The sequence below is a fragment of the Paenimyroides tangerinum genome (assembly GCF_003865405.1).
Classification (GTDB): domain Bacteria; phylum Bacteroidota; class Bacteroidia; order Flavobacteriales; family Flavobacteriaceae; genus Flavobacterium; species Flavobacterium tangerinum.
The window spans coordinates 1-26,685 of the sequence record NZ_RQVQ01000007.1 but is presented as its reverse complement, the minus strand read 5'-3'; the positions used below and the strand labels follow the sequence as shown (position 1 = coordinate 26,685).

The 26,685-nt window shown below is 31.2% G+C and carries 26 protein-coding genes; 14 read left to right on the top strand and 12 right to left on the bottom strand.

Annotated features, from left to right (window positions below; all coding sequences use genetic code 11):
• Positions 1-162: 162 nt before the first annotated feature.
• From EG240_RS04050 to lpxK, 3 genes are all read right to left on the bottom strand, one after another.
• Positions 163-597, bottom strand: a complete 435-nt coding sequence (locus EG240_RS04050; RefSeq protein ID WP_125017696.1) for a hypothetical protein — start codon at positions 595-597, stop codon at positions 163-165.
• 222 nt (positions 598-819) lie between these two features.
• Positions 820-1,632: a purine-nucleoside phosphorylase gene (locus EG240_RS04045; protein ID WP_125017694.1), complete on the bottom strand. Its 813-nt coding sequence runs from the start codon at positions 1,630-1,632 to the stop codon at positions 820-822.
• Positions 1,577-2,629 carry a tetraacyldisaccharide 4'-kinase gene (gene lpxK / locus EG240_RS04040; RefSeq protein ID WP_125017692.1) on the bottom strand — a complete coding sequence of 351 codons (1,053 nt, stop codon included), beginning with the start codon at positions 2,627-2,629 and terminating at the stop codon, positions 1,577-1,579. Before lpxK ends, EG240_RS04045 begins: the two co-directional genes overlap by 56 nt.
• A 57-nt stretch (positions 2,630-2,686) precedes the next feature.
• On the opposite strand from lpxK, the gene EG240_RS04035 reads away from it, so the two are divergent.
• A complete protein-coding gene (locus EG240_RS04035) occupies positions 2,687-3,781 on the top strand; it encodes a Nif3-like dinuclear metal center hexameric protein (protein WP_125017690.1) in 1,095 nt (364 codons plus the stop codon).
• A 2-nt stretch (positions 3,782-3,783) separates the two neighbouring features.
• Complete coding sequence (locus EG240_RS04030) at positions 3,784-4,563, top strand: zinc ribbon domain-containing protein (protein WP_125017688.1); 780 nt, start codon at positions 3,784-3,786, stop codon at positions 4,561-4,563.
• Positions 4,564-4,639: 76 nt separating this feature from the next.
• Here EG240_RS04030 and EG240_RS04025 read toward each other — a convergent pair whose 3' ends face one another.
• The gene (locus tag EG240_RS04025; RefSeq protein WP_125017686.1) at positions 4,640-5,698 is read right to left on the bottom strand and encodes an acyl-CoA reductase; all 1,059 of its coding nucleotides are present in this window, start codon (positions 5,696-5,698) and stop codon (positions 4,640-4,642) included.
• 71 nt (positions 5,699-5,769) lie between these two features.
• On the opposite strand from EG240_RS04025, the gene EG240_RS04020 reads away from it, so the two are divergent.
• Entirely contained in the window at positions 5,770-6,120 is a 351-nt protein-coding gene (locus EG240_RS04020) for a 4Fe-4S dicluster domain-containing protein (RefSeq protein ID WP_125017684.1), read from the top strand.
• A gap of 38 nt (positions 6,121-6,158) precedes the next feature.
• On the opposite strand, the gene EG240_RS04015 is transcribed toward EG240_RS04020, so the two are convergent.
• On the bottom strand, positions 6,159-7,397 hold the full coding sequence (locus tag EG240_RS04015) for an ABC transporter permease (protein WP_125017682.1): 1,239 nt from the start codon (positions 7,395-7,397) through the stop codon (positions 6,159-6,161).
• Positions 7,398-7,402: 5 nt separating this feature from the next.
• On the opposite strand from EG240_RS04015, the gene EG240_RS04010 reads away from it, so the two are divergent.
• Both EG240_RS04010 and EG240_RS04005 read left to right on the top strand, forming a co-directional pair.
• Entirely contained in the window at positions 7,403-8,644 is a 1,242-nt protein-coding gene (locus EG240_RS04010) for an exo-beta-N-acetylmuramidase NamZ family protein (protein WP_125017680.1), read from the top strand.
• A 70-nt stretch (positions 8,645-8,714) separates the two neighbouring features.
• Positions 8,715-8,930 carry a hypothetical protein gene (locus EG240_RS04005; RefSeq protein WP_125017678.1) on the top strand — a complete coding sequence of 72 codons (216 nt, stop codon included), beginning with the start codon at positions 8,715-8,717 and terminating at the stop codon, positions 8,928-8,930.
• 14 nt (positions 8,931-8,944) lie between these two features.
• On the opposite strand, the gene EG240_RS04000 is transcribed toward EG240_RS04005, so the two are convergent.
• Positions 8,945-9,439: a YkgJ family cysteine cluster protein gene (locus EG240_RS04000; RefSeq protein WP_125017676.1), complete on the bottom strand. Its 495-nt coding sequence runs from the start codon at positions 9,437-9,439 to the stop codon at positions 8,945-8,947.
• Positions 9,440-9,492: 53 nt separating this feature from the next.
• Between EG240_RS04000 and EG240_RS03995 the strand changes: the two genes are divergently transcribed.
• Complete coding sequence (locus tag EG240_RS03995) at positions 9,493-10,197, top strand: class I SAM-dependent methyltransferase (RefSeq protein WP_125017674.1); 705 nt, start codon at positions 9,493-9,495, stop codon at positions 10,195-10,197.
• A 63-nt stretch (positions 10,198-10,260) separates the two neighbouring features.
• Here the strand turns inward: EG240_RS03995 and EG240_RS03990 are convergent, their stop codons facing one another.
• The 3 genes from EG240_RS03990 to rocD all read right to left on the bottom strand — a co-directional run bounded on the left by EG240_RS03990 (position 10,261) and on the right by rocD (position 12,630).
• Positions 10,261-10,734, bottom strand: a complete 474-nt coding sequence (locus EG240_RS03990) for an adenylyltransferase/cytidyltransferase family protein (protein ID WP_125017672.1) — start codon at positions 10,732-10,734, stop codon at positions 10,261-10,263.
• Between the two features lie 179 nt (positions 10,735-10,913).
• A complete protein-coding gene (locus EG240_RS03985; RefSeq protein WP_125017670.1) occupies positions 10,914-11,390 on the bottom strand; it encodes a hypothetical protein in 477 nt (158 codons plus the stop codon).
• A gap of 1 nt (position 11,391) precedes the next feature.
• Complete coding sequence (gene rocD, locus EG240_RS03980; protein ID WP_125017668.1) at positions 11,392-12,630, bottom strand: ornithine--oxo-acid transaminase; 1,239 nt, start codon at positions 12,628-12,630, stop codon at positions 11,392-11,394.
• 169 nt (positions 12,631-12,799) lie between these two features.
• On the opposite strand from rocD, the gene rlmD reads away from it, so the two are divergent.
• On the top strand, positions 12,800-14,212 hold the full coding sequence (gene rlmD / locus EG240_RS03975; protein WP_125017666.1) for a 23S rRNA (uracil(1939)-C(5))-methyltransferase RlmD: 1,413 nt from the start codon (positions 12,800-12,802) through the stop codon (positions 14,210-14,212).
• A 42-nt stretch (positions 14,213-14,254) separates the two neighbouring features.
• On the opposite strand, the gene EG240_RS03970 is transcribed toward rlmD, so the two are convergent.
• Entirely contained in the window at positions 14,255-15,028 is a 774-nt protein-coding gene (locus tag EG240_RS03970; RefSeq protein ID WP_125017664.1) for a GLPGLI family protein, read from the bottom strand.
• Between the two features lie 193 nt (positions 15,029-15,221).
• On the opposite strand from EG240_RS03970, the gene EG240_RS03965 reads away from it, so the two are divergent.
• Together EG240_RS03965 and EG240_RS03960 are read left to right on the top strand one after the other, a co-directional pair.
• On the top strand, positions 15,222-15,722 hold the full coding sequence (locus EG240_RS03965) for a DUF6452 family protein (protein WP_125017662.1): 501 nt from the start codon (positions 15,222-15,224) through the stop codon (positions 15,720-15,722).
• Positions 15,703-16,407 (top strand): DUF6048 family protein, encoded by a 705-nt coding sequence (locus EG240_RS03960; protein WP_125017660.1) that lies wholly within the window; start codon positions 15,703-15,705, stop codon positions 16,405-16,407. Before EG240_RS03965 ends, EG240_RS03960 begins: the two co-directional genes overlap by 20 nt.
• A gap of 9 nt (positions 16,408-16,416) precedes the next feature.
• Here the strand turns inward: EG240_RS03960 and EG240_RS03955 are convergent, their stop codons facing one another.
• Positions 16,417-17,403, bottom strand: coding sequence for a lipoate--protein ligase (locus tag EG240_RS03955; protein ID WP_125017658.1), 987 nt, complete (start codon positions 17,401-17,403; stop codon positions 16,417-16,419).
• A 259-nt stretch (positions 17,404-17,662) separates the two neighbouring features.
• On the opposite strand from EG240_RS03955, the gene EG240_RS03950 reads away from it, so the two are divergent.
• Complete coding sequence (locus EG240_RS03950; RefSeq protein ID WP_125017656.1) at positions 17,663-17,923, top strand: hypothetical protein; 261 nt, start codon at positions 17,663-17,665, stop codon at positions 17,921-17,923.
• Positions 17,924-18,064: 141 nt separating this feature from the next.
• On the opposite strand, the gene EG240_RS03945 is transcribed toward EG240_RS03950, so the two are convergent.
• A complete protein-coding gene (locus EG240_RS03945) occupies positions 18,065-19,801 on the bottom strand; it encodes a helix-turn-helix domain-containing protein (RefSeq protein WP_158611981.1) in 1,737 nt (578 codons plus the stop codon).
• 185 nt (positions 19,802-19,986) lie between these two features.
• On the opposite strand from EG240_RS03945, the gene EG240_RS03940 reads away from it, so the two are divergent.
• The 4 genes from EG240_RS03940 to EG240_RS03925 form a co-directional block, all read left to right on the top strand.
• On the top strand, positions 19,987-20,586 hold the full coding sequence (locus EG240_RS03940) for a hypothetical protein (protein WP_125017652.1): 600 nt from the start codon (positions 19,987-19,989) through the stop codon (positions 20,584-20,586).
• A gap of 10 nt (positions 20,587-20,596) precedes the next feature.
• Positions 20,597-20,986: an HU family DNA-binding protein gene (locus tag EG240_RS03935; protein ID WP_125017650.1), complete on the top strand. Its 390-nt coding sequence runs from the start codon at positions 20,597-20,599 to the stop codon at positions 20,984-20,986.
• Positions 20,987-21,149: 163 nt separating this feature from the next.
• Positions 21,150-26,096, top strand: coding sequence for a PKD domain-containing protein (locus EG240_RS03930; protein ID WP_125017649.1), 4,947 nt, complete (start codon positions 21,150-21,152; stop codon positions 26,094-26,096).
• Positions 26,097-26,337: 241 nt separating this feature from the next.
• The coding region (locus EG240_RS03925; protein ID WP_148096339.1) for a hypothetical protein at positions 26,338-26,685 on the top strand (348 nt) is incomplete at its 3' end.

Genomic DNA, 26,685 nt, shown 5'->3' with positions numbered 1-26,685 from the left:
GAAAATATTAATGAAAAAATTAACAAAAATCGTTCCATTTAAAAAAGCAAAAATCCGCTTCATTAACGAAACGGATTTTCAAGGGATTTGTTTGTTGTAAACTTTGCAATAAAAATTCAAAAAAAATTATATAAAATGTGACAAAACTAAAGATAAATACAACTAAGATTTCATCTTAATAGTGAGTACTCCAAAACGTTGCTTATCTCTCCATAAAACCTTAGGATTTAAAACTAAATTTAAACTATATAAAAAAGCAAACGATAAATACACAATTAGCACAACTAAAGATGCTATTGTTGGAAAATTATTACGAATATTCCAATTTAGAAGTGCAATTCCACCAATCAGAAAGTGAGTTAAGTTACCCATATAAATAGCTCTTCCGTAAATTCCTCCAATTAAAATAGTCCTTGATACCCAATTTGCAACCGAAAATCCTAAAAATAAACCTCCTAGAATTTGAATCATAAGAATCGAATAATCCTTTACAGGAACTTCGAATAATTTCAACGATAAATCTGGAATCAATATGCAAAAGAATGCTATTACTCCTAAAAAAACACTACTAACTGATTGTATAAATTTTGTATTCATAATGTAAATGTTTTAGATATATTATTTAAAAAGAATTTAATAACCTTAATAACATTCGCAATTTATAATTCATTACAGAAAAAAATGTAAGGGTAAACCCTGAAATTCAATATTTTAACATTCACATATTCTTGTAAAAATTTTTCAAACAAAAAAAAGAAGCTTTAAAACTAAAACTTCCTTTATATAATTGACATTTACACAATGTTTCAAATTTGTTTTTTAAAATTTAGAAATTAATTCTTTAATTAATTTTCTCAGCTTAGGTTCTGCAGCATTTACAGCAGCTAAAACTTCGTTATGATTGACACTTTTTATAGATTCTTCGTTACCCATATCTGAAATTACAGAAACACCAAAACAATCCATATTCATATGTTTTGCAACAATAACCTCAGGAACGGTTGACATTCCAACACAATCTGCACCAACATTATAAATCATTTTATACTCAGCTAAAGTTTCAAAAGTTGGTCCGCTTAAACCGTAATAAATTCCGTTTTGAACTTTGATATTTAATTCCTTAGCAAGTTCATTCGCTTTCTCAAGTAGCTCAAAATTATAAGGTTCACTCATATTCAAGAATCGAGGTCCAAAACGTTCATCGTTAATTCCGCGTAATGGATGTTCAGGAAACATATTAATATGATCTTTTATCAGCATAATATCACCTACTTCAAAATTTGGATTTACTCCGCCCGAAGCGTTTGAAACAATAAGTGTTTGAACACCTAAAAATTTCATTACACGAATTGGAAAAGTAACCTGTTTCATATCATAACCTTCATAATAATGAAAGCGTCCTTGCATCGCAACTACTTGCTTTCCTCCTATTTTTCCAAATATCAAATTTCCTTTATGTCCTTGAACCGTTGAAACGGGAAAATTTAAAATATCTGAATACGGAATAATAGTTTCGACTTCCATATCATCAACTAAATTTCCTAATCCAGAACCTAAAACAATTCCAATAGTTGGTTTATTTTGAATTTTCTGCTGAATGAACGCAACGGTTTCTTGTACTTTTTCCCACATAATCTAAAATTTTTGAGTCAAAAGATGAAGCGTTATTTAAGAAATGTGTTTCAATTGGCAAATAAAACAATTGCGCATCGGGTAACTTTCCTTGTAAACGCATAAAATCTTTCTCTGTTGTTATGATTTTACTACCTTGAGCTTTTTCCAAAATTAATGCAATATCTTTTTCAGAAAAATGATGATGATCAGGAAAAGTTACGAAATTATTCTTTACAACCTTTAAATGTCGATAAAAATATTCCGGCTTAGCTATTCCTGCTACAGCAATAAATGAATCATTTTCTAATTCAGAAACTTTAAGATTTATCAATCCGTTTGTTACATTTTCATTATATGAAATGGTAGTAAAATAAACATCTTGATTGGGTTTTACATTTAATTTCTGTATGATTCTATTTTGCTTTTCAACACTTAAATCATTTGGACATTTCGTAACCAAAATTACATCAGCACGAAGCGCACCCGATTTAAACTCTCGTAAATTTCCTGCTGGTAAAACCAAATCATCAACATACAATTCATCATATTTTGTAAGTAAAACATAGAAACCGGCTTTGATGTGACGATGCTGAAAGGCATCATCTAAAAGTATAACTTCTGTTTCTGGTAAACGCTTTAAAATTTGTTGAACTCCGTGAACGCGTTTTGCATCAACAGCAACGTGAATATTTTTAAATTTAGAGAAATATTGAAAAGGTTCATCACCAATATCTTCCATTTTTGTAGAATCAGCTGCTAAATAAAAACCTTCTGATTTTCGTTTATAGCCACGACTCAAAGTAACAGTTTTAAATTTATCGCTTAATAAACGAACTAAATATTCAATTTGTGGTGTTTTTCCAGTTCCTCCAACGCTTAAATTTCCAACGCAAATTATTGGCAAATCAAATGTTTCTTGTTTTTTCCAACCAAAATCAAACATATAATTACGTATAGCAGCTATACCACCATAAATAAGTGAAAACGGAAATAATATTTTTCGAAGCCTTTTCATAGCACGAAAATAGCTATTTTTTCTATCTTTGAAACTATAATTCGAAATCAAAATGCTATGAAAATTTCAAATGTCATTCAACTTTTAGAAGATTTAACTCCACTTGCTTACGCCGAAGATTTTGACAATGTAGGCTTATTAGTAGGAAATAAAAATAACGATTGCACCGGAATTTTAGTTTGTCACGATGCACTTGAAGAAGTGATTGACGAAGCTGTAGCAAAAAATTGTAATTTGGTTGTTTGCTTCCATCCTATTTTATTTTCGGGATTGAAAAAAATTACAGGCAAAAATTATGTAGAACGTTCGGTTATTAAAGCTATTAAAAATGACATTGCCATATTTGCAATTCATACTGCTTTAGATAATCATCGTGAAGGCGTAAATCAGATTTTCTGTGATACATTGGGATTAATCAATTCTAAAATTTTAATTCCTAAACAAAATTTTATTTATAAATTGACTACTTATGTTCCAAAAAACGCAGCAAAAGAAGTTCAAAATGCTTTGTTTAAAGTTGGTGCTGGTTCAATTGGAAATTATGATGAATGTAGTTTTTCTTCAAATGGAATTGGTTCTTTTAAAGGGAATCAATACAGCGAACCCGTTATCGGAAAGCCACATATTTACGAAGAAGTTGAAGAGATTAAATTAGAATTTACTTTTGAAAAACATCTTAAAGGAAACATTTTAAAAGCTCTTTTTGAAAATCATCCGTATGAAGAGGTTGCTTACGAAATTATTAAAACAGAAAACGAGCTTCAGAATGTTGGAATGGGAATGATTGCCGAACTTCCAACAGAAATGACAGAAAAGGATTTTCTTTTAATGGTTAAAGAAAAAACTCAAACAGGTGGTATTCGACACAGTAATTACTTAAATAAAAAAATAAAGAAAGTTGCTGTTCTTGGTGGTTCGGGTAGTTTTGCCATCAGCGCTGCAATTGCTCAAAAGGCTGATGCTTTTATCACTGCTGATTTAAAATATCACGATTATTATCAAGCTGAGAATGTCATACTTTTGGCAGATATCGGACATTTTGAAAGTGAAAGATATATAAAAAATTATATTCTTGATTATCTTACAAAAAAAATTACTATTTTTGCAATTATTTTATCTGAGATAAACACAAATCCAGTTAACTACATATAGATATGACAAACAAAGCAGAACTTACTGTAGAGGAAAAATTGAGAGCATTATACGATTTGCAATTAATTGACTCAAGAATTGACGAAATTAGAAACATGAGAGGTGAATTACCTCTTGAGGTAGAAGATTTAAAAGACGAAGTAGCTGGACTTACAATTCGTTTAGAGAAATTAACTACGGAGGTTGAGTCTATTGATGAGCAAATCAAAGTAAAGAAAAATGATATTGATACTTTTAAAGAAGCTATCAAAAAATATACTGAACAACAAACAGACGTTCGCAACAACAGAGAATTTAACTCTTTAACTAAAGAAATTGAATTCCAAAACTTAGAAATTGAATTAGCTGAAAAACACATTAAAGAATTCAAAGCTTCTATTGAACACAAAAAGGTTGTAATTGCTCAAAATTCAGAAAAATTAGAATCTAAAAAAGCACATTTAGGTCATAAAGAATCTGAATTAAACGGAATTATGGAAGAAACAAAACGTGAAGAAGAAATTTTATTAGCTAAGTCTGAAGAATTTACTGCTTTAATCGAAGAGCGTTTAGTAACTGCTTACCAAAGAATCCGTAATGGTGTTCGTAATAAGTTAGCTGTAGTTTCTATCGAACGTGGAGCTTCTGCTGGTTCGTATTTTACAATTCCACCGCAAGTTCAAGTTGAAATTGCTGCTCGTAAAAAAATTATTACAGATGAGCACAGTGGTCGTATCTTAGTTGATGCTGCATTAGCTGAAGAAGAAAGAGAAAAAATCAATGCAATTATTGCAAGTTTATAATATTAAAAGTCTCTAAATCTAGAGACTTTTTTACATTAAAAAAGCGAAATAGTTTTACTATTTCGCTTTTTATATTTTATAATGCTAACAAAAATTTCATAGTATCAATTCCGTCTGCATAATCCCATAATTGCGGATTTTGAGTTTGACCAAATGCTATTCTATTTTCAATTGGTAAATTTGTTACTACACATTGAATTTTATCAGCTTCATTTTTCAAACGTTCTTCAATTTGATTTTCACTTTCATAAAATTCATAAAACACAGAAGAAATTGGCGATGCATAACTTTCATCTTCACGAATAGTTAAAAATCCATTATCCAAAATTTTAAAATTACTCATTAAATAAACTGCTTTATTATAGTCGTAATTATTGGCATAACGTTCATATTTAATCACTTCGCTAAATCCAAACATAGCTTCAAAAAATGTAGTGAAATCATAATCTTTTGGAACAAATAATTTAGAAACATTTCTACAACCCAAACCGTAATAAGTAAAAATATCTGTTCCTAATTCTTGTAACTCTTCAGAAGTTTCATTTCCTGTTAAAACGGCTACAGAATTTCTGTTTTTACGAATGATATTCGGAACTTTTCCAAAATAATACTCAAAATAACGAGCCGTATTGTTACTTCCGGTTGCGATTACTGCATCAAAATTATCAAAACCTTGTTTAGTAAATTCAATTCGAGATTCAAATTCAGGTTCAACAGCAACCAAATATTTCAATAAAAACGGAATTATCAATTGATCGTTTGACGATGTTTTTATCAAAGCTTTATTTCCACTAATCAAAACTGAAAGTACATCGTGAAAACCAACCATAGGAATATTTCCCGCCAAAATTAAACCAACCGTTTTCATTGGTTCAACTTTAAAATCATAAGCAGATAACCATTGATTTAAATTTGCTTCGGTTAATGCTTCTGACCAAGAATTCAAAGCAAAAATCACTTGTTCTTTAGTAAACCAACCGTTATGATTTTGAGCTTGCTCAGTAATCATTGCGAAATTCGAAAAGAATTCCTCGTTTTTTAAAACTTCATTATTATATTGGAAATCTTCTGTAGCAAATTGTCTAATAAATTGACCTAAAGCTACAAATGCATTTTTTTTCTGTTCTAAAACCATATAGATTTGTTTGTGATTTCTATAAACCGTATTTTTGCACAAAGTTACTATTAATTAAATAAATATTAGCTATGGCAATCATAATAACTGACGAATGTATTAATTGCGGTGCTTGCGAACCAGAGTGCCCAAATACTGCGATATATGAAGGCGCTGACGATTGGCGTTACAAAGATGGAACTGCTTTAACAGGCAAAATTGTTTTACCTGATGGAACTGAAGTTGATGCAGATGCTGCTCAGACTCCTGTTTCTGACGATTTGTATTATATTGTTCCAAGTAAATGTACCGAATGTAAAGGATTTCACGAAGAACCACAATGTGCGGCTGTTTGTCCGGTTGATTGTTGTGTTCCTGATGATAATCACGTTGAAAGTGAAGAAACACTTTTAGCTCGTCAATCATTTTTACATAACGAATAAAAAAAGAGGAAATTTCTAAATTGAAATTTCCTCTTTTTTTATTGATATTTGATTGCTTTTACAGGCGAAATCTTTGTTATCATATAAGATGGTATGATTAAAATGATGTAACATAATAAAATTACCATTGCATTTAATCCTAAAATATAATATAGATTTAAATAAACAGGAGCTTCTGCAACATAATATTGGGTTGGATCTAACTTTATAATTCCGAAATATTTTTGAAGTAATAAAATAGAAAGTCCAATAATATTTCCCCAAATCAAACCACGAAAAACAATATGTGTTGCATTTAATAAAAATATTTTTCGAATGGTCCAGTTATTAGCACCTAACGCTTTTAAAATTCCGATCATTTGAGTTCTTTCTAGAATCAAAACCAAAAGCGCGACAATCATATTGATGCTTGCAACAATAATCATAATTCCGATTATCATATAAATATTAAAATCAAAAAGCTTCATCCATTCAAAGATTCCAAAATACTTATCAGTAACAGAAATACTATTCAAATCCGAAGGAATATCTTCATAAATTTTAGTGTTGATTTCATTGATTTTAGTAAAATCATTTACATAAATTTCAAACGCACCAACTTCATTTTCATCCCATTTGTTCAATCTTTGTACGTGTTTTAAATCACCAATAACATAGGTTTCATCAAATTCTTTAAAACCAGAATCATAAATACCAACGATTTCAAAACTTCTGATATAAGGCATTTTATTTCCTGAATCTTTCATAAAATAGGTTTGCATCTTATCTCCTACTTTCATTTTTAAACGTCGAGCCAAATAATCTGAAATCAAAATTTCATTACTCATTCCATCGTTTGAAAATTGTGGTAATTTTCCTTCCTTCAAATATTCAGAAATAAAATTAAAATCATAATCAGAAGAAACTCCTTTATATACAATTCCTTCAAAAGTTTCTGGTGTTCGAACAACACCAGCAATCGTAGCAAAAGGTTGGATTTTTGAAACTTCTGGAACATTTTTGAAATTTGGATAAAAATCTTGCTGTAACGAAAGCGGAACAGTTGTAATTTCTGATTGATTATTATCGTAATTTAAGATTGTTAAATGCCCATTAAATGATGTTATTTTATCTCTGATTTTTTCTTGAAGTCCAAAACCAGTCGAAACAGAAACCAACATCATAATAATACTTATTGCAATTGCAACAATCGCAATTTTTATTATTGGCGCAGAAACACTACTTTTATATTCGTTAGAAGTAGCTAAACGTTTGGATATAAAATATTCTAATTTCAAAATTTATGAAGTATAATTCGCTTTTCAAAAATACATTATTATTCGTTGGAACTTCTCTTTTTTCTGTAGGAATTTGGAGTTGTAATGCAAATAATATCAAACAATCAAACAAATTAGATAATACTATAAATATAAATCAGCAAGAAATAAAAACGGGTGCAGATAATTATCAACAATATTTACCATTATTAAAAGACAAAAAAGTTGGCGTTTTAACCAATCAATCAGGATTAGTCAATGAAAATAATTCAGTAATTCATTTAGTTGATTTTTTATTAAAAAATAAAATTGATGTTGAAAAAATCTATGCTCCAGAACACGGTTTTAGAGGAACTGCAGATGCTGGTGAATTGATTAAAGACGGAAAAGATACCAAAACTGGAATTCCAATAATTTCGCTTTACGGCAAAAACAAAAAGCCAAACAAAGAACAACTAAAAGATATCGATGTAATGGTATTTGATTTACAAGATGTTGGCACGCGCTTTTACACTTATATTTCGTCGTTGCATTATTTAATGGAAGCTTGCGCCGAAAATAATATTGAAGTTATTGTTTTGGATAGACCAAATCCGAATGGCGCTAAGGTTGACGGACCCGTTTTAGAAATGGCTTATAAAAGTTTTGTTGGAATGCATCCGATTCCAGTTTTACACGGAATGACCATTGGAGAATATGCGCAAATGATTAACGGTGAAAAATGGTTAGAAAACGGAATTCAATGTAAACTTAAAGTTATTCCGATTACAAATTACAACAAGAGTATGCCGTATTCATTGACAGTAAAACCTTCCCCTAATTTACCTAACGACCAATCAATCAATTTATATCCGAGTTTGTGTTTTTTTGAGGGAACAAATGTTAGTGTTGGTCGCGGAACCAATAAACAATTTCAAGTTTACGGTTCGCCAAATATGCGCAAAACAACTTTTAGTTTTACACCAGAACCAAATGAAGGTGCAAAAGACCCAATGCACAACGGTCGAAAATGTAATGGTGAAGATTTATCTCAGATTGCTTTTGTTGAAGGAATTCAGCTAAAATGGCTTTTAAATGCTTATCAAACTTCAAGTAAAAAGGAAGAATTTTTCAACTCGTTCTTTACAAATTTAGCTGGAAATAAAAAGTTGCAAAGTCAAATCAAACAGGGTTTGAGCGAAAAACAAATAAAAGACACTTGGATTACTGGAATTGAGGATTTTAAAAATACTAGAAAAAAGTATTTAATCTATAAAGATGAAAATTAATGTTAGATTTTCATTAAAATGATGGGAATTTGAAATCAATTTATTATATTTGATATAAATCAAAATTGTTATGGATTACACAGATATCATCATTAAAATCATTGACCGTTGCCAATTTATTTACGAATGGTTTGTTCGTTTATTCGGACATGTAGTTGATTTATTTGAAAAAATCAAAAACTGGATTTTAGATTTAGTTTACTACATCAAAGACAAAATTACTACTGAAGATGAAATTGAAACTTTTCTTAAAAATTACATAGAAAACGATCAATTGTTTGTATAAAAAAATGCCTTTGTTTACAAAGGCATTTTCTTTTTCATTTCTTCAACAACCTGAAAAGCTGCAGGACAAATTTCTACATTCTTTAATGTCAAATTTGTAATTTGCTGAAATTTCTTTCTATCAGTATGCGGATATTCTCTACAAGCTTTTGGTCGCACTTCATAAATCATACAATAATTTTCGTTGTCTAAAAATGTACACGGAACACTTTGTAAAACATAATCTCTATCTTCGTCAATACGTAAATATTGATCAATGAAAGGTTGTGGTTTCATTTTCAAAAACTTAGAAACACGCTCAATGTCAGCCGATGTAAATAATGGACCGGTCGTCTTGCAACAATTTGCACAAGTTAAACAATCCGTTTTCTTAAACACACGGTCGTGAATCTCTTGCATTTGAACATCTAAATTTTTAGGTGTTTTCTTTTTAAGCTTATCAAAATACTTTTTATTCTCATTATGCGTATCTTTGGCAAGCTTTGGTAAGTTTTTTAAAAAATTTTCCATAGTAACTTTATCGAATAGCAAAATTAATAATAAAAGATTTAAAACAACTCCAAATGAAAGACCTTTTAGGTAAAGCGCTTTTAGATTTTCAAACCAATAATAATCCAGAAAATGTAATCACAGAAACCACAATCTCTGAAGCTGACGAAATGTCAATTGCTTATATGTTTCGTGATTTTAATGAAATGCCTAAATTAGAAAAACAAGCTCTGAAACTATCCAAAGGCAAAATTTTAGATATTGGTTGTGGTGCAGGAAGTCACGCTTTGTATTTAAAAGAAAAAGGATTTAAAGTTTTACCTATCGATATTTCTGAAAATGCAATTGAAACTTGTCGTTTACGAGGTCTAGAAAATGCTGAAGTTTTAGATATTTTAGAATTAAAAGACCAAAAATTTGACACCATTTTATTATTAATGAATGGAACGGGTATTTTTGGAAAATTGAATAAAGTTGCCCAATATTTAAATCATTTAAAAGAATTATTAAACGAAGGCGGACAGATTCTGATTGATAGTTCGGACTTAATTTATATGTTTGATGAAGATGAAGATGGCGGAAAATGGATTCCAATGCATGCAGATTATTACGGAGAATTGGTTTTTAATTTATCATATAAAGGAGAAAATGAAGAACCTTTTGATTGGTTATATTTAGATTACAACACCTTACAAAATGCTTGCATCGCTAACGATTTAAACTGTGAATTGATTTTAGAAGGCGAAAATTTTGATTATTTAGCTCGAATCACAAAGTAAATAACTACAACTAAAAAAGCTGGATTTTAAATTAATCCAGCTTTCATATTTTTATTAAAAAAATTATTTCTCTTTATTCAACTCAAGTACAGCGACTTCTTTTCGTAAACTAGAACTTGAAAAACGATGATCTCTTGTATTGAAATAAAAATCAATACCTTTTTCTTCGCAATATTTTCTTCCTGTGAAATCTTTATTCGCATATTCATCACCTAAAATACGAACATCAATTTTGAACGAACGTAAAATATCTTCTAAATCTTGTTCCGTTGCATAAGGAACGATTTCATCAACGAATTTACAGCCTTTAAGTTGAATATAACGTTCAACGACAGTTTGTGTTGGCTTGTTTTTTTCAGGTCGATCTAAAGTTGGATCAGTTTGCAATCCGCAAATCAAATAATCACATTGACGTTTAGCTTCTTCTAACATCTTGATATGCCCAGCATGAAGCAAATCAAAAGCACTAAAAGTAATCCCAATTCGGGGATGAATTCTAGTGTTATTTTCTATTTTGTTAACTGTTTTATCTTCCATATTTTAAATTCAATATCCTATAAAAAAGTATCTAATCGAAACTAAATTATAATAAAATGTATTTTCAAATTTAATAAAATTAATCAGTGTTTCAAAATCGTTAATCAAAACAAAAAAAACAAAAAAGCACTTCAAAAAAAAAAATTGAAGTGCTTAAATTTAATTTAAAATTATATCAACTAACTCATTGCTGCAGCTGCAACTCCTCCAATTATAGTTAGAATAAGCATCAAAATATACAATGAAAAAACTATAATCATTAATATTCCAATATATTTATAGTGTGCTTTTAATTTTAAAATAGCTTCGTCAAACAACATTTGATCTTGAATTTCAAATGCTTTCTTCACTTTAGTAGAAAAATCATACAAATATTTAATTGGGAAATAATAAATTAAAGCCATTATTAAATATAAAATAACAAAGAAAATACTTCCAATCATCCCAAAAGGATTTGGCGTATTACTATAACTACTTAATGAACCTAGAGAACTCATTATTGCTCCCATAAAAAAACCAGCGATGACCATGATTCCCATCCCAATAAAACCTAAAATAGCCAAAAACTTTGCCCACTTTGCAGTTTCTAAGAAAATTGATTTAGTAACTTGAGTTATTTCTAAGTTTTGATTTGAAGTTGAAAATTCTGTATTCATATTATCTTTCGAATTCAGTTAGCGTTTTTGTAATGATAGAAACACATTCTAATAATTGTTCTTCGTTCATCACTAACGGTGGTGCAAAACGAATGATATTTCCATGTGTTGGTTTTGCAAGTAATCCGTTATCACGCATTCTTAAACAAATATTCCAAGCTGTATCGCTATCTGCTGTATCGTTAATCATAATTGCATTTAACAAACCTTTTCCGCGAACCATTGTACAAATATTCGAATTTTGAATGTATTTATTTAATTCATATCTAAAAATCTGACCTAAAACTTCAGCGTTTTCAGCTAGTTTTTCGTCTAAAACAACATCCAAAGCTGCCATTGCAACTGCAGCCGCAATCGGATTTCCTCCAAAAGTAGAACCGTGCTGTCCAGGTTTGATGACATTCATGATTTCGTCATTAGCTAAAACTGCCGAAATAGGATACATTCCACCCGACAGCGCTTTTCCTAAAATCAAAACATCTGGTTGTACATTTTCGTGATGTACAGCTAACATTTTACCTGTTCTTGCAATTCCAGTCTGAACTTCATCTGCAATAAACAAAACGTTATTGGCTTTACAAAGAGCTTTTGCTTTTGCTAAATATCCTTCAGAAGGTACGTAAACACCAGCTTCACCTTGAATAGGTTCAACTAAAAATCCTGCAACATTTTTGTTTGTTAGCACTTCTTCTAAAGCTAGTAAATTATCGTACGGAATTCTAACAAATCCATCTGTAAATGGTCCATAGCTTTTTCTTGCGTCTGGATCATTAGAAAATGAAATAATCGTTGTAGTACGTCCGTGAAAATTATTTTCGCAAACAATAATAACTGCTTCGTTTTCAGGAACACCTTTTACTTCATAAGCCCATTTACGTGTTAATTTCAAAGCCGTTTCAACCGCTTCTGCACCTGAATTCATTGGTAAAACTTTATCGAAACCAAAAAGTTCAGTAATTTTCTTTTCGTATGCTCCTAATTTATCGTTATAAAATGCACGAGAAGTTAAAGCCAAAGTTGCAGCTTGTTTTGAGATAGCTTCAACTAATTTTGGGTGACAATGTCCTTGATTTACTGCTGAATATGCCGATAAGAAATCGTAATATTTTTTTCCTTCAACATCCCAAACATAAACGCCTTCTCCTTTAGATAATACAACTGGTAACGGATGATAATTGTGAGCGCCGTATTTTTCTTCTAATGCAATTGCTTCTGCTGAGGTTAATTGTGAATTTAACATTTTTGATGGTTTAATATTTTATTTTCAGTAATTCCTTCTTAAAAAACGGAGAGAAATCATCCATTTACGAAATTACATATTTTAAATAAGAAAAAAAATAATTAAAATGAAAACATTCTAAATTACATAATTCGATACAACTAGATAAAACAATTATTATTTTTGCATCATGGCAAGAAAAAAAACAGATAGAATCGTATTCGAAAACGTAGAAGTCCTTGATGCAGGTGCAAAAGGCGTTTCGGTTGCGAAAGCTCCAGACGGAAAAATTATTTTTTTACCAAATGTGGTTCCTGGAGATGTAGTTGATGTACAAACTACAAAAAAACGTAAAGCTTATTACGAAGGTAAAGCAACCGTTATTCATAAATTTTCTGAACATCGTGTTGAGCCAATTTGTGAACATTTTGGTGCTTGTGGTGGATGTAAATGGCAAAATATGTCTTATGACCAACAATTGTTTTACAAACATCAAGAAGTTTATAACAACCTAAAACGCATTGGAAAAATTGAACTTCCAGAATTTGAACCAATTTTAGGTTCTAAAGAACAGTTTTTCTATCGTAATAAAATGGAATTTTCTTTCTCAAATGCGCGTTGGTTAACGGAAGAAGAAGTAAAATCTGATGCTGAATTAGTTCGCGAAAATGCATTAGGATTTCATATTCCAAAAATGTGGGATAAAATTCTTGATATTAAAAAATGTCATTTACAACAAGACCCGTCAAATGCTATTAGAAACGAAATCCGAGCTTTTGCTAATGCAAACGAAATGGAATTTTATAATCCGCGTGAAGCTTCAGGTTTCCTAAGAACTTTAATGATCAGAACTGCTTCTACAGGAGAAATTATGGTTTTGATTCAGTTCTTTAAAGAAAATAAAAAACAACGCGAATTATTATTGGAATTCTTAATGGAGCGTTTCCCAGAAATCACTTCATTACAATATGTAATTAACGGAAAAGCAAACGACACCATTTACGATCAAGATGTAAAACTTTACAAAGGAAGAGATTACATTTTAGAAGAAATGGAAGGTTTGAAATTTAGTATCAACGCAAAATCATTCTATCAAACAAACTCAGATCAAGCTTACGAATTGTATGCAATTACAAGAGATTTCGCAGGATTGACTGGAGAAGAATTGGTTTACGATTTATACACAGGAACAGGAACAATCGCACAATTTGTTTCTAAAAAAGCAAAAAAAGTAGTTGGTGTTGAAGCTGTTCCAGAAGCAATTGCAGATGCAAAAGTGAATGCAGATCGAAATAAAATTACAAATTGCGAATTCTTTGTTGGAGATATGAAGAATGTTTTCAATGATGAATTTATTGCACAACACGGACATCCGGATGTGATTATTACCGATCCACCACGTGACGGAATGCACAAAGATGTGGTTGAACAAATCTTAAAAATTGCTCCAAAACGTGTAGTTTATGTAAGTTGTAATTCTGCTACTCAAGCACGTGATTTAGCTTTGATGGATGAACTTTACAAAGTGGTTCGTGTAAGACCAGTTGATATGTTCCCACAAACACATCATGTTGAAAATGTGGTTCTTTTAGAGTTAAAATAATATTTAAAAGCAATGTTTCTCAAGCATTGCTTTTTTTTTATATTATTTTTCAGGTATTTCTTCCCATTCATAAATTCTTTCTAAACCAAACCTTCCAATAACATTACTTGTTACTGTAACATTTCGTTCATTTAATTCACTTAAAAAAGCATCCATCGCTTCTTCAGCATTTTTGAAATATTTTCTTAAAGTTAATTTTTCTGATTTAGTTGAAGGAAAAGGAATTTCGTCCGTTAATTTCTCAATTTTTTCTAATAAATACACTTCACTTTTATCGGTATCGGTAGCTTCTACAATAAGACCAGGAAGTCCGTACCATTTCCAAGGTCCAGCATTTACAGGAATATCGGGTGTAAACCATGCTTCAAAATTGTTTCCTCTAAAAGAAGTAGTTGCTTTATAACAAGTATAATTTTGAATCTGCTTGGTTTCGTTTGTTATTTTCCAATTATAATTTAATTCATCAGTAATTAAAAATTTCTTTTCAAGAACAACTTTAATCATTTCTATTTTATTATTTAAATGATCTACCTTGATATATTCATCTGGGAATATACTATAATCTTTATTTCCAGAACCAAATACAGTTGTGGTGGCACCGTTGCTGTCAATGTAAGTGGAATCTTTTATAATTTCTAAAGGAACGGTAGAAGCAATAATCGTACGCATTACTGTAGGCTGATTTTCTTTTAAATACAAAACAGCATCTCTTTTCAGATTTCCTTCAAAATTTTTGTACGTTATTTTATAATTATTTGTTTGTGCTGTTATTGATTGACAACAAATAAGAAATAGTAATAGAATGAAACTTTTCATATCAATTTATTATAAAACCTAAATATATAAAAAAATTAATAATCCATAATTCTAATTTTAAATCTAATGAGTTGGACTATTCATATAAATTAAGCTGAATAAAGGTTTATTAATCATTAGTGATTTAAGTTATTTTTGAAATGTATTATTTTTACAAAAGGATTTTGTAATTTTGAAACAATATATTTATGATATGAAAAATAAGTGGTTGATAGGTTTAGTGTTTCTAATATTTATAGCTTGCGAAAAAGACGATATTTGCGAAGGAGAAGCAGCAACACCAAACGTTAGAATCGAATTTTACGATAAAGCAAACAGTACCGTTTTAAAACCTTTTTTCAAAATAGAATGTTATGTTTTACCAGAAATTGGAAACGATACCATAAAAGTTATCGAATATTTTAACAGGTCTGAAATTCAATTACCTTTAGATATTACATCTAATCAAACCGTTTGGAACCTTAAATTTTTTGAAATCATCAATAACGATACCATCGAAAAAATCGACCAATTGACATTCAATTATTCACCTAAAACAGAATATGTTTCTAAAGCTTGTGGATATAAAACCGTCTTTGATAATGTTTCGACTACAATCAATAATAATGGAGTTGGTACTTGGATTACAAACTTTACCCCTTTGACTAATAACATCACTAACGAAGAAAATCCGCATGCTAAAATATATTATTAGTTCAATTTTCCTATTTATTGGAATTATAGCTCAAGCTCAAGATACCATCGTCAAACCAAAATATTTAGATACATACGGTTTAAGAATCGGAACAGATTTGATAAAAGCTTCTCGAAATTTTTGGGATAAAAATTATACAGGATTTGAAATCAGTGGTGATTATCGAATCGATAAAAGAAAATATGTTGCCGTTGAATTTGGTATCGAAGATAAATTTACTGAAGAAGACCAACTAACTTTTACAACCAAAGGAATGTTTATTAGAGCCGGATTAGATTATAATGTTTATGACAACTGGTTAGACATGAATAACATGATTTTTATTGGTGGAAGATATGGTTACGCAAATATGTCGCAAACATTAAATTCATATAATATTTACGAAACCAATTCTTATTTTCCGATTCAAACCTATTATCCAAATTCAATTTCAAAGGGATTATCTGCCCATTGGTTAGAATTTGTTGCAGGAGTAAAAGCTGAAGTTGTTAAAAATTTATATCTAGGTTTTACATTTAGAATGAAATATTTAATTACTCAAAAACAACCAACGGATTTTGAAAATCTATATATTCCAGGATACGGAAAAAAATTCAGTGGAAACATCGGAGCCGGATTTAATTATTCCATTTCATACAACATTCCATTGTTTAAAAAATACAACAAAAAAGAACCTACAAAATAGGTTCTTTTTTTATTTAAAAATAGATATAATTTCATCTATAGTAACTTTTCCGAAATATTCTGTAACATCAACCGATTCAAGAACAGCACGAATCTCATTTTCATTGTGATTCTTTCCGATAAAAAGTTGTTCAAATTCTTCAATTGGCTTAGAAGCAAAGAAATCTCCAAATATTTTAGCTTTTTCAATTATTCCACCACGTACAACATCTAAATGTATTTCTATAAACCCAGCAGGAATTTTAGCTGCATTTTTAAAACTATATTTAGGCGAAAAACCAAAATTCCAATCCCAAGTATTATACTTATCATAAATTAATTTTTCAACACTAGCAATATCTTCAGAAGTTAATTCATAAATAGAAGTCATCTGATTTGTTAGTAACATCTCGCCAATCAAAGCTTGTTTTAAATCTTCTATTGTAACATCATCAGGTAAATATTCTTTAAGATTAATCACTCGAGCACGATTCGATTTTACAGCTTTATCTTTATATTTTAAAGGGTTAATTTTTAAAGCATTGTCCAATACAGACATATCAGAGTCAAACAGAATAGTTCCATGCTGAATCATTTTACCGTTACGAGCTAATTTCGCATTTCCGCTAAACTTTTTCCCTTCAACCAATAAATCGTTTCTCCCTTCGAGTTTTGCAGGAACATTGAATTGATTTAAAACTTTAACTACAGGTTCAGTGAATTTGGAAAAATCCATAAAATCATTTTGTCCAAGTAATGTATGAAACGAAAAGTTCAAGTTTCCTAAATCATGATAAACCGTTCCTCCTCCCGACATTCTTCGAACAACCTTAATGTTCTTCTCTTTTACAAAATCAAGATTAATTTCTGCTAAAGTATTTTGAAATTTTCCCACAATTATTGAAGGTGCATTTACATATAATAGAAAAATTGATTCGGTAGGATATTCGTATAAAAGAAACTCTTCTAAAGCGATATTAAAATACGCATCGTTTGAAGGCGAATTAATTATAATCATAATAAATAAATTTACTCAAATTTAATAAAACAATGTTTCTCAACAACATATAAAATAACTTAAAAGAAACATCAAATTAAAAAAACACAAAAAAAAATATTAACCCTTAAAATATTTGCAATCAAAAAACAGATTTTATGAATTTATATCAAATTAAATCAAAAAAGCAATATATCTAAAAATCAGGGTTTTCCCTTAGAAATTTACTCAAATAGGAATCTTTTAAAAACATATATTTACAACGACTAAATACTAAATTATGAAAAGCGCCCTAACAATACCTGATGTCTTACAATTATCCGAAATTATTTCGCAGAGTGTAGAATTCGAAATGAATATAAAAACATATCTTAAAATAATGGGGTTCGGAAATTCAATAGAAAATCAAATTCCACAAATACAGAACAAAATAAATGGAGTAAAAGTTAACTTCAATAACAGTTTAGAGCCTGATTTTATTAAATTTCATTCAAAACTTAGCTCAATCAAAAACAAGTCCATTGAAATAATAATCAAATAAGTTCTTAAACTTTAGGAGCATTTGTTTGGGGGCAATTCCTTCCACTACGTTTCAGGTCGGGCTGTCCGCACTCGCTTTTTGCAAATTTTCAATTTGCAAAAGAGCTCAAACAAAGCTCCCATCCCTATTGCGAAAGAACACTTAGGCTTCTTTCTTTAATTCCTGCACAAAATACGAATAGCTTATACCCGTTATTTTAATGAAAGCATTCGAAAAACTTCTGCGGTTGGAATATCCATATTTTTCAGCAATTATTTCTGTTTTTAGCTGTCTTAATTGATAATTCGTTTGCAAATCATCTAACAATAAATTTACGCGAAGCGAATTGATATAATCAGGAAAACTCATTTGTTTTACTTGATTTATGTATTGTGACAAATAACTGCGATTGGTTTTACAATAATCAGCCAATTCATTTAATGTAAAGTCTAACTTTAAATACATTTTTTGGGTTTCAAAACAAATCAGCTTTTCATTTAACTCTTTCATTAATTGCAAAGGAAGAACTTCTTTTTTAACCTTTAAATCAGTAGTTAATTCAAACTCATCTTGATACAAATAACTATTCCAATTCGCATTCTCTTGCATACTACTCCAGTCATAATCAAAAGTCTCTTTATTGCTTTTCGATTGCGATTTTCGAACTTCAATCTGCTCTAAAACTGCTTTATATCTTTGTCTATATGCCTTTTTCATTCGTTTATTACGAATAAACAAAACCATAAACGAAACCAGCAACAAAGTTCCAACAACAGATATTAATACTAAAAATAGATGTTTCCTTGCAATTTGGTCTTCGAGCTTTTGTTTTTCCTCTTTAAGCAATTTCGTATCAAACTCGGCATGAAAATAATCAGACAAATACGATTGCGTTTTCTGAAAACTCTGCGTTGCAGTTAGCAATTGGTTGGTGAAGTACAATTGTTTTTCTAAATTATTTTCTTGTTTATAGAAGTCGATTAAATAGGTATAAGCCTTTAAAAAATGAACATTTATATATTCGTTATTGGTAAATAAATCATCAATTTTTTTAAAATAAGTTACGGCTAACTCTTTATTACCTAAAAACCAATAATTCTTTCCAAAATAAAAATAAATCAAATTTTCGTTCGCAAAATCTTCATTTAAAACAATTTCGGGTAGAGCATTTGTAAGTAACTCATTACTCTCTTGATATTTTTCCTCTTTAAAACTAACCATAGCTTGAGTTAGGTCAAAATAAGCATTTTCTTGTAAAGAATCATTTTTATCTAAATAGCGAAACGCTTTTCTTCCCAAAACCAATAAATCACGAGCCTCAGATATATTATCCAAATAATAATTACAAATAGCTTCTGATCTAATGCAATTCAAATAACCTTTTACATGAGACAAATCTGTTTGTATTTTAAAATAAGTAGTAGCACTTTTAAAATAGCTCAAAGCTTCTCTATAATTCCCCATATACAACTTGGTTGCACCAATTGAATAGAGCGCTTTGTTATATAAATAAGGCTCCTCTTTCGGATCTAAAAAATCTAATGCCTTAAGCTGATTTTCTAAAACTTTCGGATAATTTCTATCAACTAACGCTATAAAACTTTTTGTTTGAAAAAAACGTATCCAATAAATATCCTCTCCAAGTTTATTAGCCAAAACCATCGCACTATCGCAATACGCATTTTGTTCCACAGCATCTTTAGACCATTTAATCGCACGCAAATATCCATCAAACAACAACTGCTTGTCATTTTTCTTCTTTGATGTATTTATAAATTGTTGTAACGTATTTTCATAGTTTGAATTTGTAGTTGACATCGTATCCATTTGTTGACGTAACTCTTCTAAATTTTGAGCCGAAATACAAGCACAAAACAAACAAAAAATAGTAGAATACATCCATTTACTACTAAAAAAAACATGTATTTCATTACATAAACCACGCATGTGAAAAAAAAATAACTTGTTGTAAACCAACTAATTAAACAATAAAAAAACAGGTAAATTGATCAATTCGACCAACTACTTTTTGCATTACTATACATAATACGATAGCTTTGAGAAAACAATAAATTATTTATATTATGAAAAAAATATTCTCCTTAGTTTTTCTCTTAACAATCTTAAGTTGTAATTATTTTGAAACATACGAAGTACAACCTACGTTCGAAAACAACGTTAATGCATCTCATGCAAAAGCGAAAGGTACTACTTTATACAGCATTCAAAACAGTATTCTCAATGATTATTATCTACATTATTCCAATGATAATCTAAATTTGGAAAATGTGATTAGTCGCTTAGATTCCATTACACATTCTAATTTAGAGTTTCAAAATCTAAAAATAGTTAATTATTCTTTACCTACCTCAACTGAAATCGTAACTCTTATCAACAATCAAAACTACGTTTATGATAACTTAAATGTTTCAGTTGATTGTAAATACATTTTAGACCAAATGATAAATAACGAAATTGATTTTGATGTATTAAGTGTCATCATTAATTCTAAAAACTTAAGCCAACAAGAAACTGAATTACTTTTCTATGTCGCAGAAAATTTAAATGATCATAATGATGATGATTGGAACAAAAGTAGAACAGTATTGATAGTAAGTGGCTATCTAAAACAGCCTGCGAGTGCAGTTTTCAATTCGTGTTTATTCAAAATTTTAAACAATTAAATCTATAACTATGGCAATCAAGTACAAATTAATCGAAAAAGGCCAACCAGGAGTGGTAGGCGGTGGAATTAAAAAATGGTATGCAAACGTTGTAAACGATGGTGAAATGTCTATTGATGATTTAGTAAAATCTATCGAAAAATTCAGTGCCCTGAGTGAAGCAGATATCCGTGGGGTAATCATTGCACTTGAAAATGTGATACAAGAAGCCTTAGCAGACAGTAAAATTGTGCGTTTAGATAAACTAGGTACTTTATATACAGGTATTTCTAGCGAGGGAACAGCAACTCCCGAAGAATTTAATGCACAAACACATATCAAAAACGTAAGAGTTAATTACCGTCCTGGTAAACGCATCTCAGACACATTAAAAACAGCCTCCTTACAACGTAAAAAGTAATCCTGTCAAAAACCTAACGTGGTTTTACTTAAAACATAACGTGGTTTTACTCAAAACCTAATGTGGTTTTACTCAAAACCTAACGTGGTTTTACTCAAAACCTAATGTGGTTTTACTCAAAACCTAACGTAGTATTTTATTAACCAATTTAATTTTTTTTATTATGAAAGAAAAAAAACTCTTTAAACCCGACAAACGGCTTCTTTTAGTGCTGTTTTGGATGTTATTCATCCCAATTGCAAACGCTCAGAACAACTCATCATACTTGAGTTGGGATCAAATGGTCGGATGTATTGACTATGATAGTGCAATTGATCCTAAGAGAAACACCTTAAATCTCAATGAAGGGGTACAAGAAACTGATTGTTTGCGTTTTTGTGAATATTCCTCTGTTAATTTTACTGTAATTGGCAATAACATTGCAGATGTAGAATGGCAAATTTCTGGCGGTAACATTGGTACCACTTCCGGAAATTATAATGAATATGCAACCATTGACTGGGGAAGTAATGGAAGTGGCTCATTAAATGTTATTATAACTTATACAGACAATACCATTAGTACGTCTAGTATTTGTGTAGAAAAAATCATTTCACCTGATGCAAAATTTGAAGTTTTAGGTTCGCCTGATTTTACTTTTTGTGTTAATACACCAATCAATTTTGAAAATCTATCAAATGATAATGGAGGAAGTGATCTTATTTATTATAATTGGGACTTTGGAGATGGAAACACTTCAAGTGCTTTTGAACCAACCCATAGCTATGATACTCCAGGATATTACGAGGTTATTTTAACGGTTACAAATAGTTGTAATTGTACCAGTAAATATAGTGTAAAAGTTTTTATCGAAAATAAACCTAATATAGACATCTCTTGTCCATCTGTAGTTTGTGAAAAAGACATTGCTACCTATACTGCAAATGAAGAATGTAGTGGTGAATGGAACGTTATCGGCGGTTATATTGTAGGTCAAAACGGTAATTCAATTGATGTAATTTGGGATAGTGTTGATCCAGAAGATGGTTTTGGATATGTACAATATCTTTCTCATTGTTCTTGTCCTTTTTGGACAACTGTAAAAGTACCTGTAATTCTTGAAAGAGCTAATATTAAAGGTACGGAAACTATCTGTTTAAACAATCAAGCTAAATACACATTACCTCAATGGCCTACAACAGATTTTGTTTGGAGATTAAATGGTATAGAAAACCATCCAATGCTTGTATATACAGATCAACGCAACGAAATTATTGTTGATGGTTCTACTATTGGAACTTATACATTAACGGCAGACTATATCAATACTTTATTAGGTTGTAAAGGAAGCGCAAGTGCTATAATAAAAGTAATCAACACTGTTGAGATTGTAAACAACAATCTTCCACTTAGATGTTCAGGAATAAATCAAAGCTTTACAAACAACCAAAATGCAAATGTACAGTGGGTAATTTCATTAAACAACAATACGGTTTATACTTCTAATGGAGCATCTTGTATATACAACTTCCCACAAGGTGGTACTTACACAGTAGTTGCAAATGCAAATGGTTGTGCAAGCCCTCCTGTTTCTGTAGTTGTAGCTCAAACACCATCGCAACCTGCTGGACCAATTCAAGGAGATGCTTTTTATTGTTTAAATACTCCTGTAATCTATAGCTTACCAGCCAACACAGAACCTAATTCTGTTTACGCGTGGGCTGTTACAGGCGGTACCATTCAAGGAAGTAATTCAGGAAGTCAGATTACCGTAATATTCACTGCGAATAACGGAACAGTAAAAGTAAAACGTGTTTCTACTTTAGGTCAAATTTGTACTTCTACAGAACTTTCTAAAAACGTACAAAAAGTAACACACAATGCGGTTATTAATCACGCTAGTAATCAGGTTAATTTCTGTCCGAGCTCGGGAACTACATTTACAGCCAACTTACAAGGTGTGGTTTATGACAACATCGAATGGTCTATTGTAGGTTTACCTCCTGCTACACCAGCAATTCCAAATCCACAACCAACAACTAATTTTGGTAACGTAACTAATGGTACTGGCGGTACAACGGCTCAAATCAGTTTTAACGAAATTTCTGGAGGTGTCTCAAACGGACAAGTACGTTTAACGATAACAAAATGTGGGCAAACAGTGGTTATACCATATAACGTAACCATCAATCAAACGCCACAGCTTACTATCAATCCAATAAGCCAAGTTTGTGCAGGAGAAAACTTCAACCTTAGCTTTAATAGCAGTATGCCTATTACTTCAGGTACTGTAAAATGGACGGTTAACGGTGCTGTATTTAACGGAAACACAGTAACTACAAACATCGATAATATTTCAGGTGCAAACATGAGTTTCCCAATTGTTTTAGAAATCATAAACCCTAACGGATGTAACTTTACCGCTACAACTAGCGCTACAGTAATTGTTAAACCTAGACCAGACATACATGTTGTAAGCTATAATTACAGTGTTTGTCCAACGGGTAGTTACTCAGTTACGCTACAGTCTAATCTAGGTAGTGGAATAAATAGTGGCCTTACCTATAAATGGTTTAAAGCACCTAGCTTAATACCAATCGGTACAGGTACGAGCTATACCATCAATAACAATTCGCAAGGTACACCTGCAGGTACGTATTATTTAGTGGTAACCAATACAAATGGATGTAGCACACGTACACAGAACATCATTGTAACGCATAATTGTTCAACACCAAATCCTTGTAATTTAAATCAAACAGTTACTATTGATACAAATTATACTGACTGGGTTTCTTGTAACCGAATTAATGCAAAAGTAAACTATACTACAAATGGTGGAATAATACCAACCATAAAATGGTATGCACCAGCACAGGCTCAAGTTGACAATGATTCATCTGCTACAACCTTTTTCACAACGAATGTTCCAGGTGAATATTTATTAATTGTTGAATTAAACTACAATGGCTGTATCGTACAGAAACAGATTTCAATTCAAAAGAATTATCAAGCGAATTTTAATTATACACTTTCTTGTGATGACAATGGTACTTATACGGCACAGTTGTTAAACAACTCGGTTTTCTTTAACTATACTCCAAACGATAGTATGTATTTATATACTTATGCAGGTAGTAACTTAACACAAAATGGTTCGAACGCAACAGTTACCAATTTGCAACCTGGCCAAACCTATACCTTTACATTAAAAATTAGCGGTGGTAATGGTTTACCAGATTGTACAAAATCAGTAACTGTAACCATACCTTCAAACCCAGAGGTTATTTTCGCAATACCTGCTGCGCCGTACTGCCCAGAAAACGGTATTGTATTAACCATACCGGGTCCGGGTTATAACAGTGACTATATCTACAAGTGGGAGTTTAACGGTACCGCTTATATGGCAAGCAGTACTCATACTACAGTACAAATTATTAGTTCTGGCTGGCAAAATATTAAACTTACCGCAACAAACCGTTACGGTTGTAGTTTCAGTCATGAAGCGGTAGAGGCTTTTGAAGTTCCAAGTGTGAATTTTAGTGGTTACATAGACCCACAAGATAATATAACAGCTTGTGAAGGACAAACAATTCAGACCTTGAGTTTTGTATCTCAAACTAATCCCTCTCCAACAACAATAATATGGATGAACGGTAATGTACCTGTACACCAAGGTCTAACTTTTACGCCAACTACCTCTGGGAACTATTGGCCAAAATTATTGAATGGTGATGGTTGTAGTAATTCAGATATGGCAGCTAGTCCAAGAAATGTAACCATAAAACCATTACCTTATGTAAACATTTCGGGGCAAAACAACGTATGTTTAGGGTCTGAAACCACATTATACGGTACAGTAACCGACACCAATTTACAACACCGCTGGAAACTTAATACCGCTGTAATGTCTGGTCCATTAGGTTCTTGGACCACGGGCTCAGCAAATTTAGAAGTTCCGGTATCAGGTAATATAGCGGGTACTTACACCTACCGTTTAGAAGTACAAGGTGGCAACAGTTGTGCAAATTCTAAAGAATTTGTAGTAACGGTTCACCCAGCTTTGCCAAACATCACTATCAGTTATAGCGTGTACAGTTGCAGTCCATATACGTTACAGCTAACCGCTAACGGTCCTGCAAACGGAACCTACAACTGGAGCAACGGTGCTACTGGTCAAACTATTTATGTATTGAATGGTGGTGCATATAGTGTTACCTACATAGCACCATCGGGTTGTACCAAAACAGCACAAATACAAACCCCACACAATCCAGAGCGTTATTTATGGGTAGTACCAAGTGGATGCTATGATATTTGTCCGAATACCGACCCAGCCCCTTATTTATTAGGACCATTAGGTGTTCAACAAGCCTATCGTTGGTTGATTAACGGAAATCCAGTACAAACAGGAACCAATACCAATGTACCTAATTTACCAATTACAGCAGCTGGTGGCTATCAGTTAAGCGTACAAAATGGGCAGTGTGTCAACACTTCAGCTACAGCAAATATCATGTTCAATCCTCAAGATTGTGATATTCCTATTTGTGAATTCAAATTCAAAATCACAAAAATACAATATAAATCTGAAGGAAACTTTTTCGTACTTTCTGGTATGTTTGTAAACACTACAGCTAATACAGTAACGGTAAATTTATCGAGTTTTAATAATTACGGTACCTTCGACCCTGCAGTTATTACGGTTGGCGCAGGACAATCTTATACATTTGCTCCTTTACGATTCTATCCAAACAGTTCGTATCCAATTTACGGTGGAATGGATATGGTGGTTTTAAGTACCTATAAATGTACAGATTTGTTTGAAATCGAATGGCCACCACTAGGTGAAAATTACATGATGATGATGCAAACAGCCAATGAGCTAACTTTAGAACCTAACCCTGCCGTAGAGACAACAACGGTTCACTACAAACTAGGAAGTGATTATAAGCAAGCACAACAATTGGTGGTGTATGATGTTTTAGGTAACATCAAGTTTGTACAAAAACTAAACACAAACGAAGGGAATGTTCTTGTACCTGTAGCTAATTGGACAACAGGTATCTATGTCGTAAGTCTAGAAGCGGACAATCAGCGTGTGATGCAACAAAAATTAATTAAAAAGTAAATTTCTCTATTTATTAAAAAAATTCGTGTCAAAGCTTCATTGTTTTGGCACGAATTTAAATTTTAAAGCAAAAAAAGGTATCTTTAAAAACAAAAAATCAATTAGATAATTAATCAATGTGAAGATTTCAAGATTTATAAATGTTCATTAAAACAAAATAGACTATTCAACAGAATCGAAACCTTAAACCTCAAACTTTAAACCTTAAACATCAAACCTTAATCTTTTAAACGCAACCATCATGAAAAAAATAATTACCATACTTACGCTTTCTCTTTTTGGATTATCAGGTTTTTCTCAAAACTACCAATGGCAATGGGCAAAAACGGGTGGTGGAACTCAGAATGTTTCTGGTGAATATCCAACCCACTATTTTCCGCAAGCAGAACAAATATTAGATATTAAAATAGACCAAGACAACAACTACTATTTTCTGGCACGTGCCACAAACGGCAACACCCAAATAGATGGAAATCCCATTCCTACCTACAATGTAGTAAATAGACCAGATATTGTTATTTTCTCAACCACTTGCGACGGAACTTTTCGTTGGAGCCAAACCATTGGAGGCTATGAATATGACTATGTC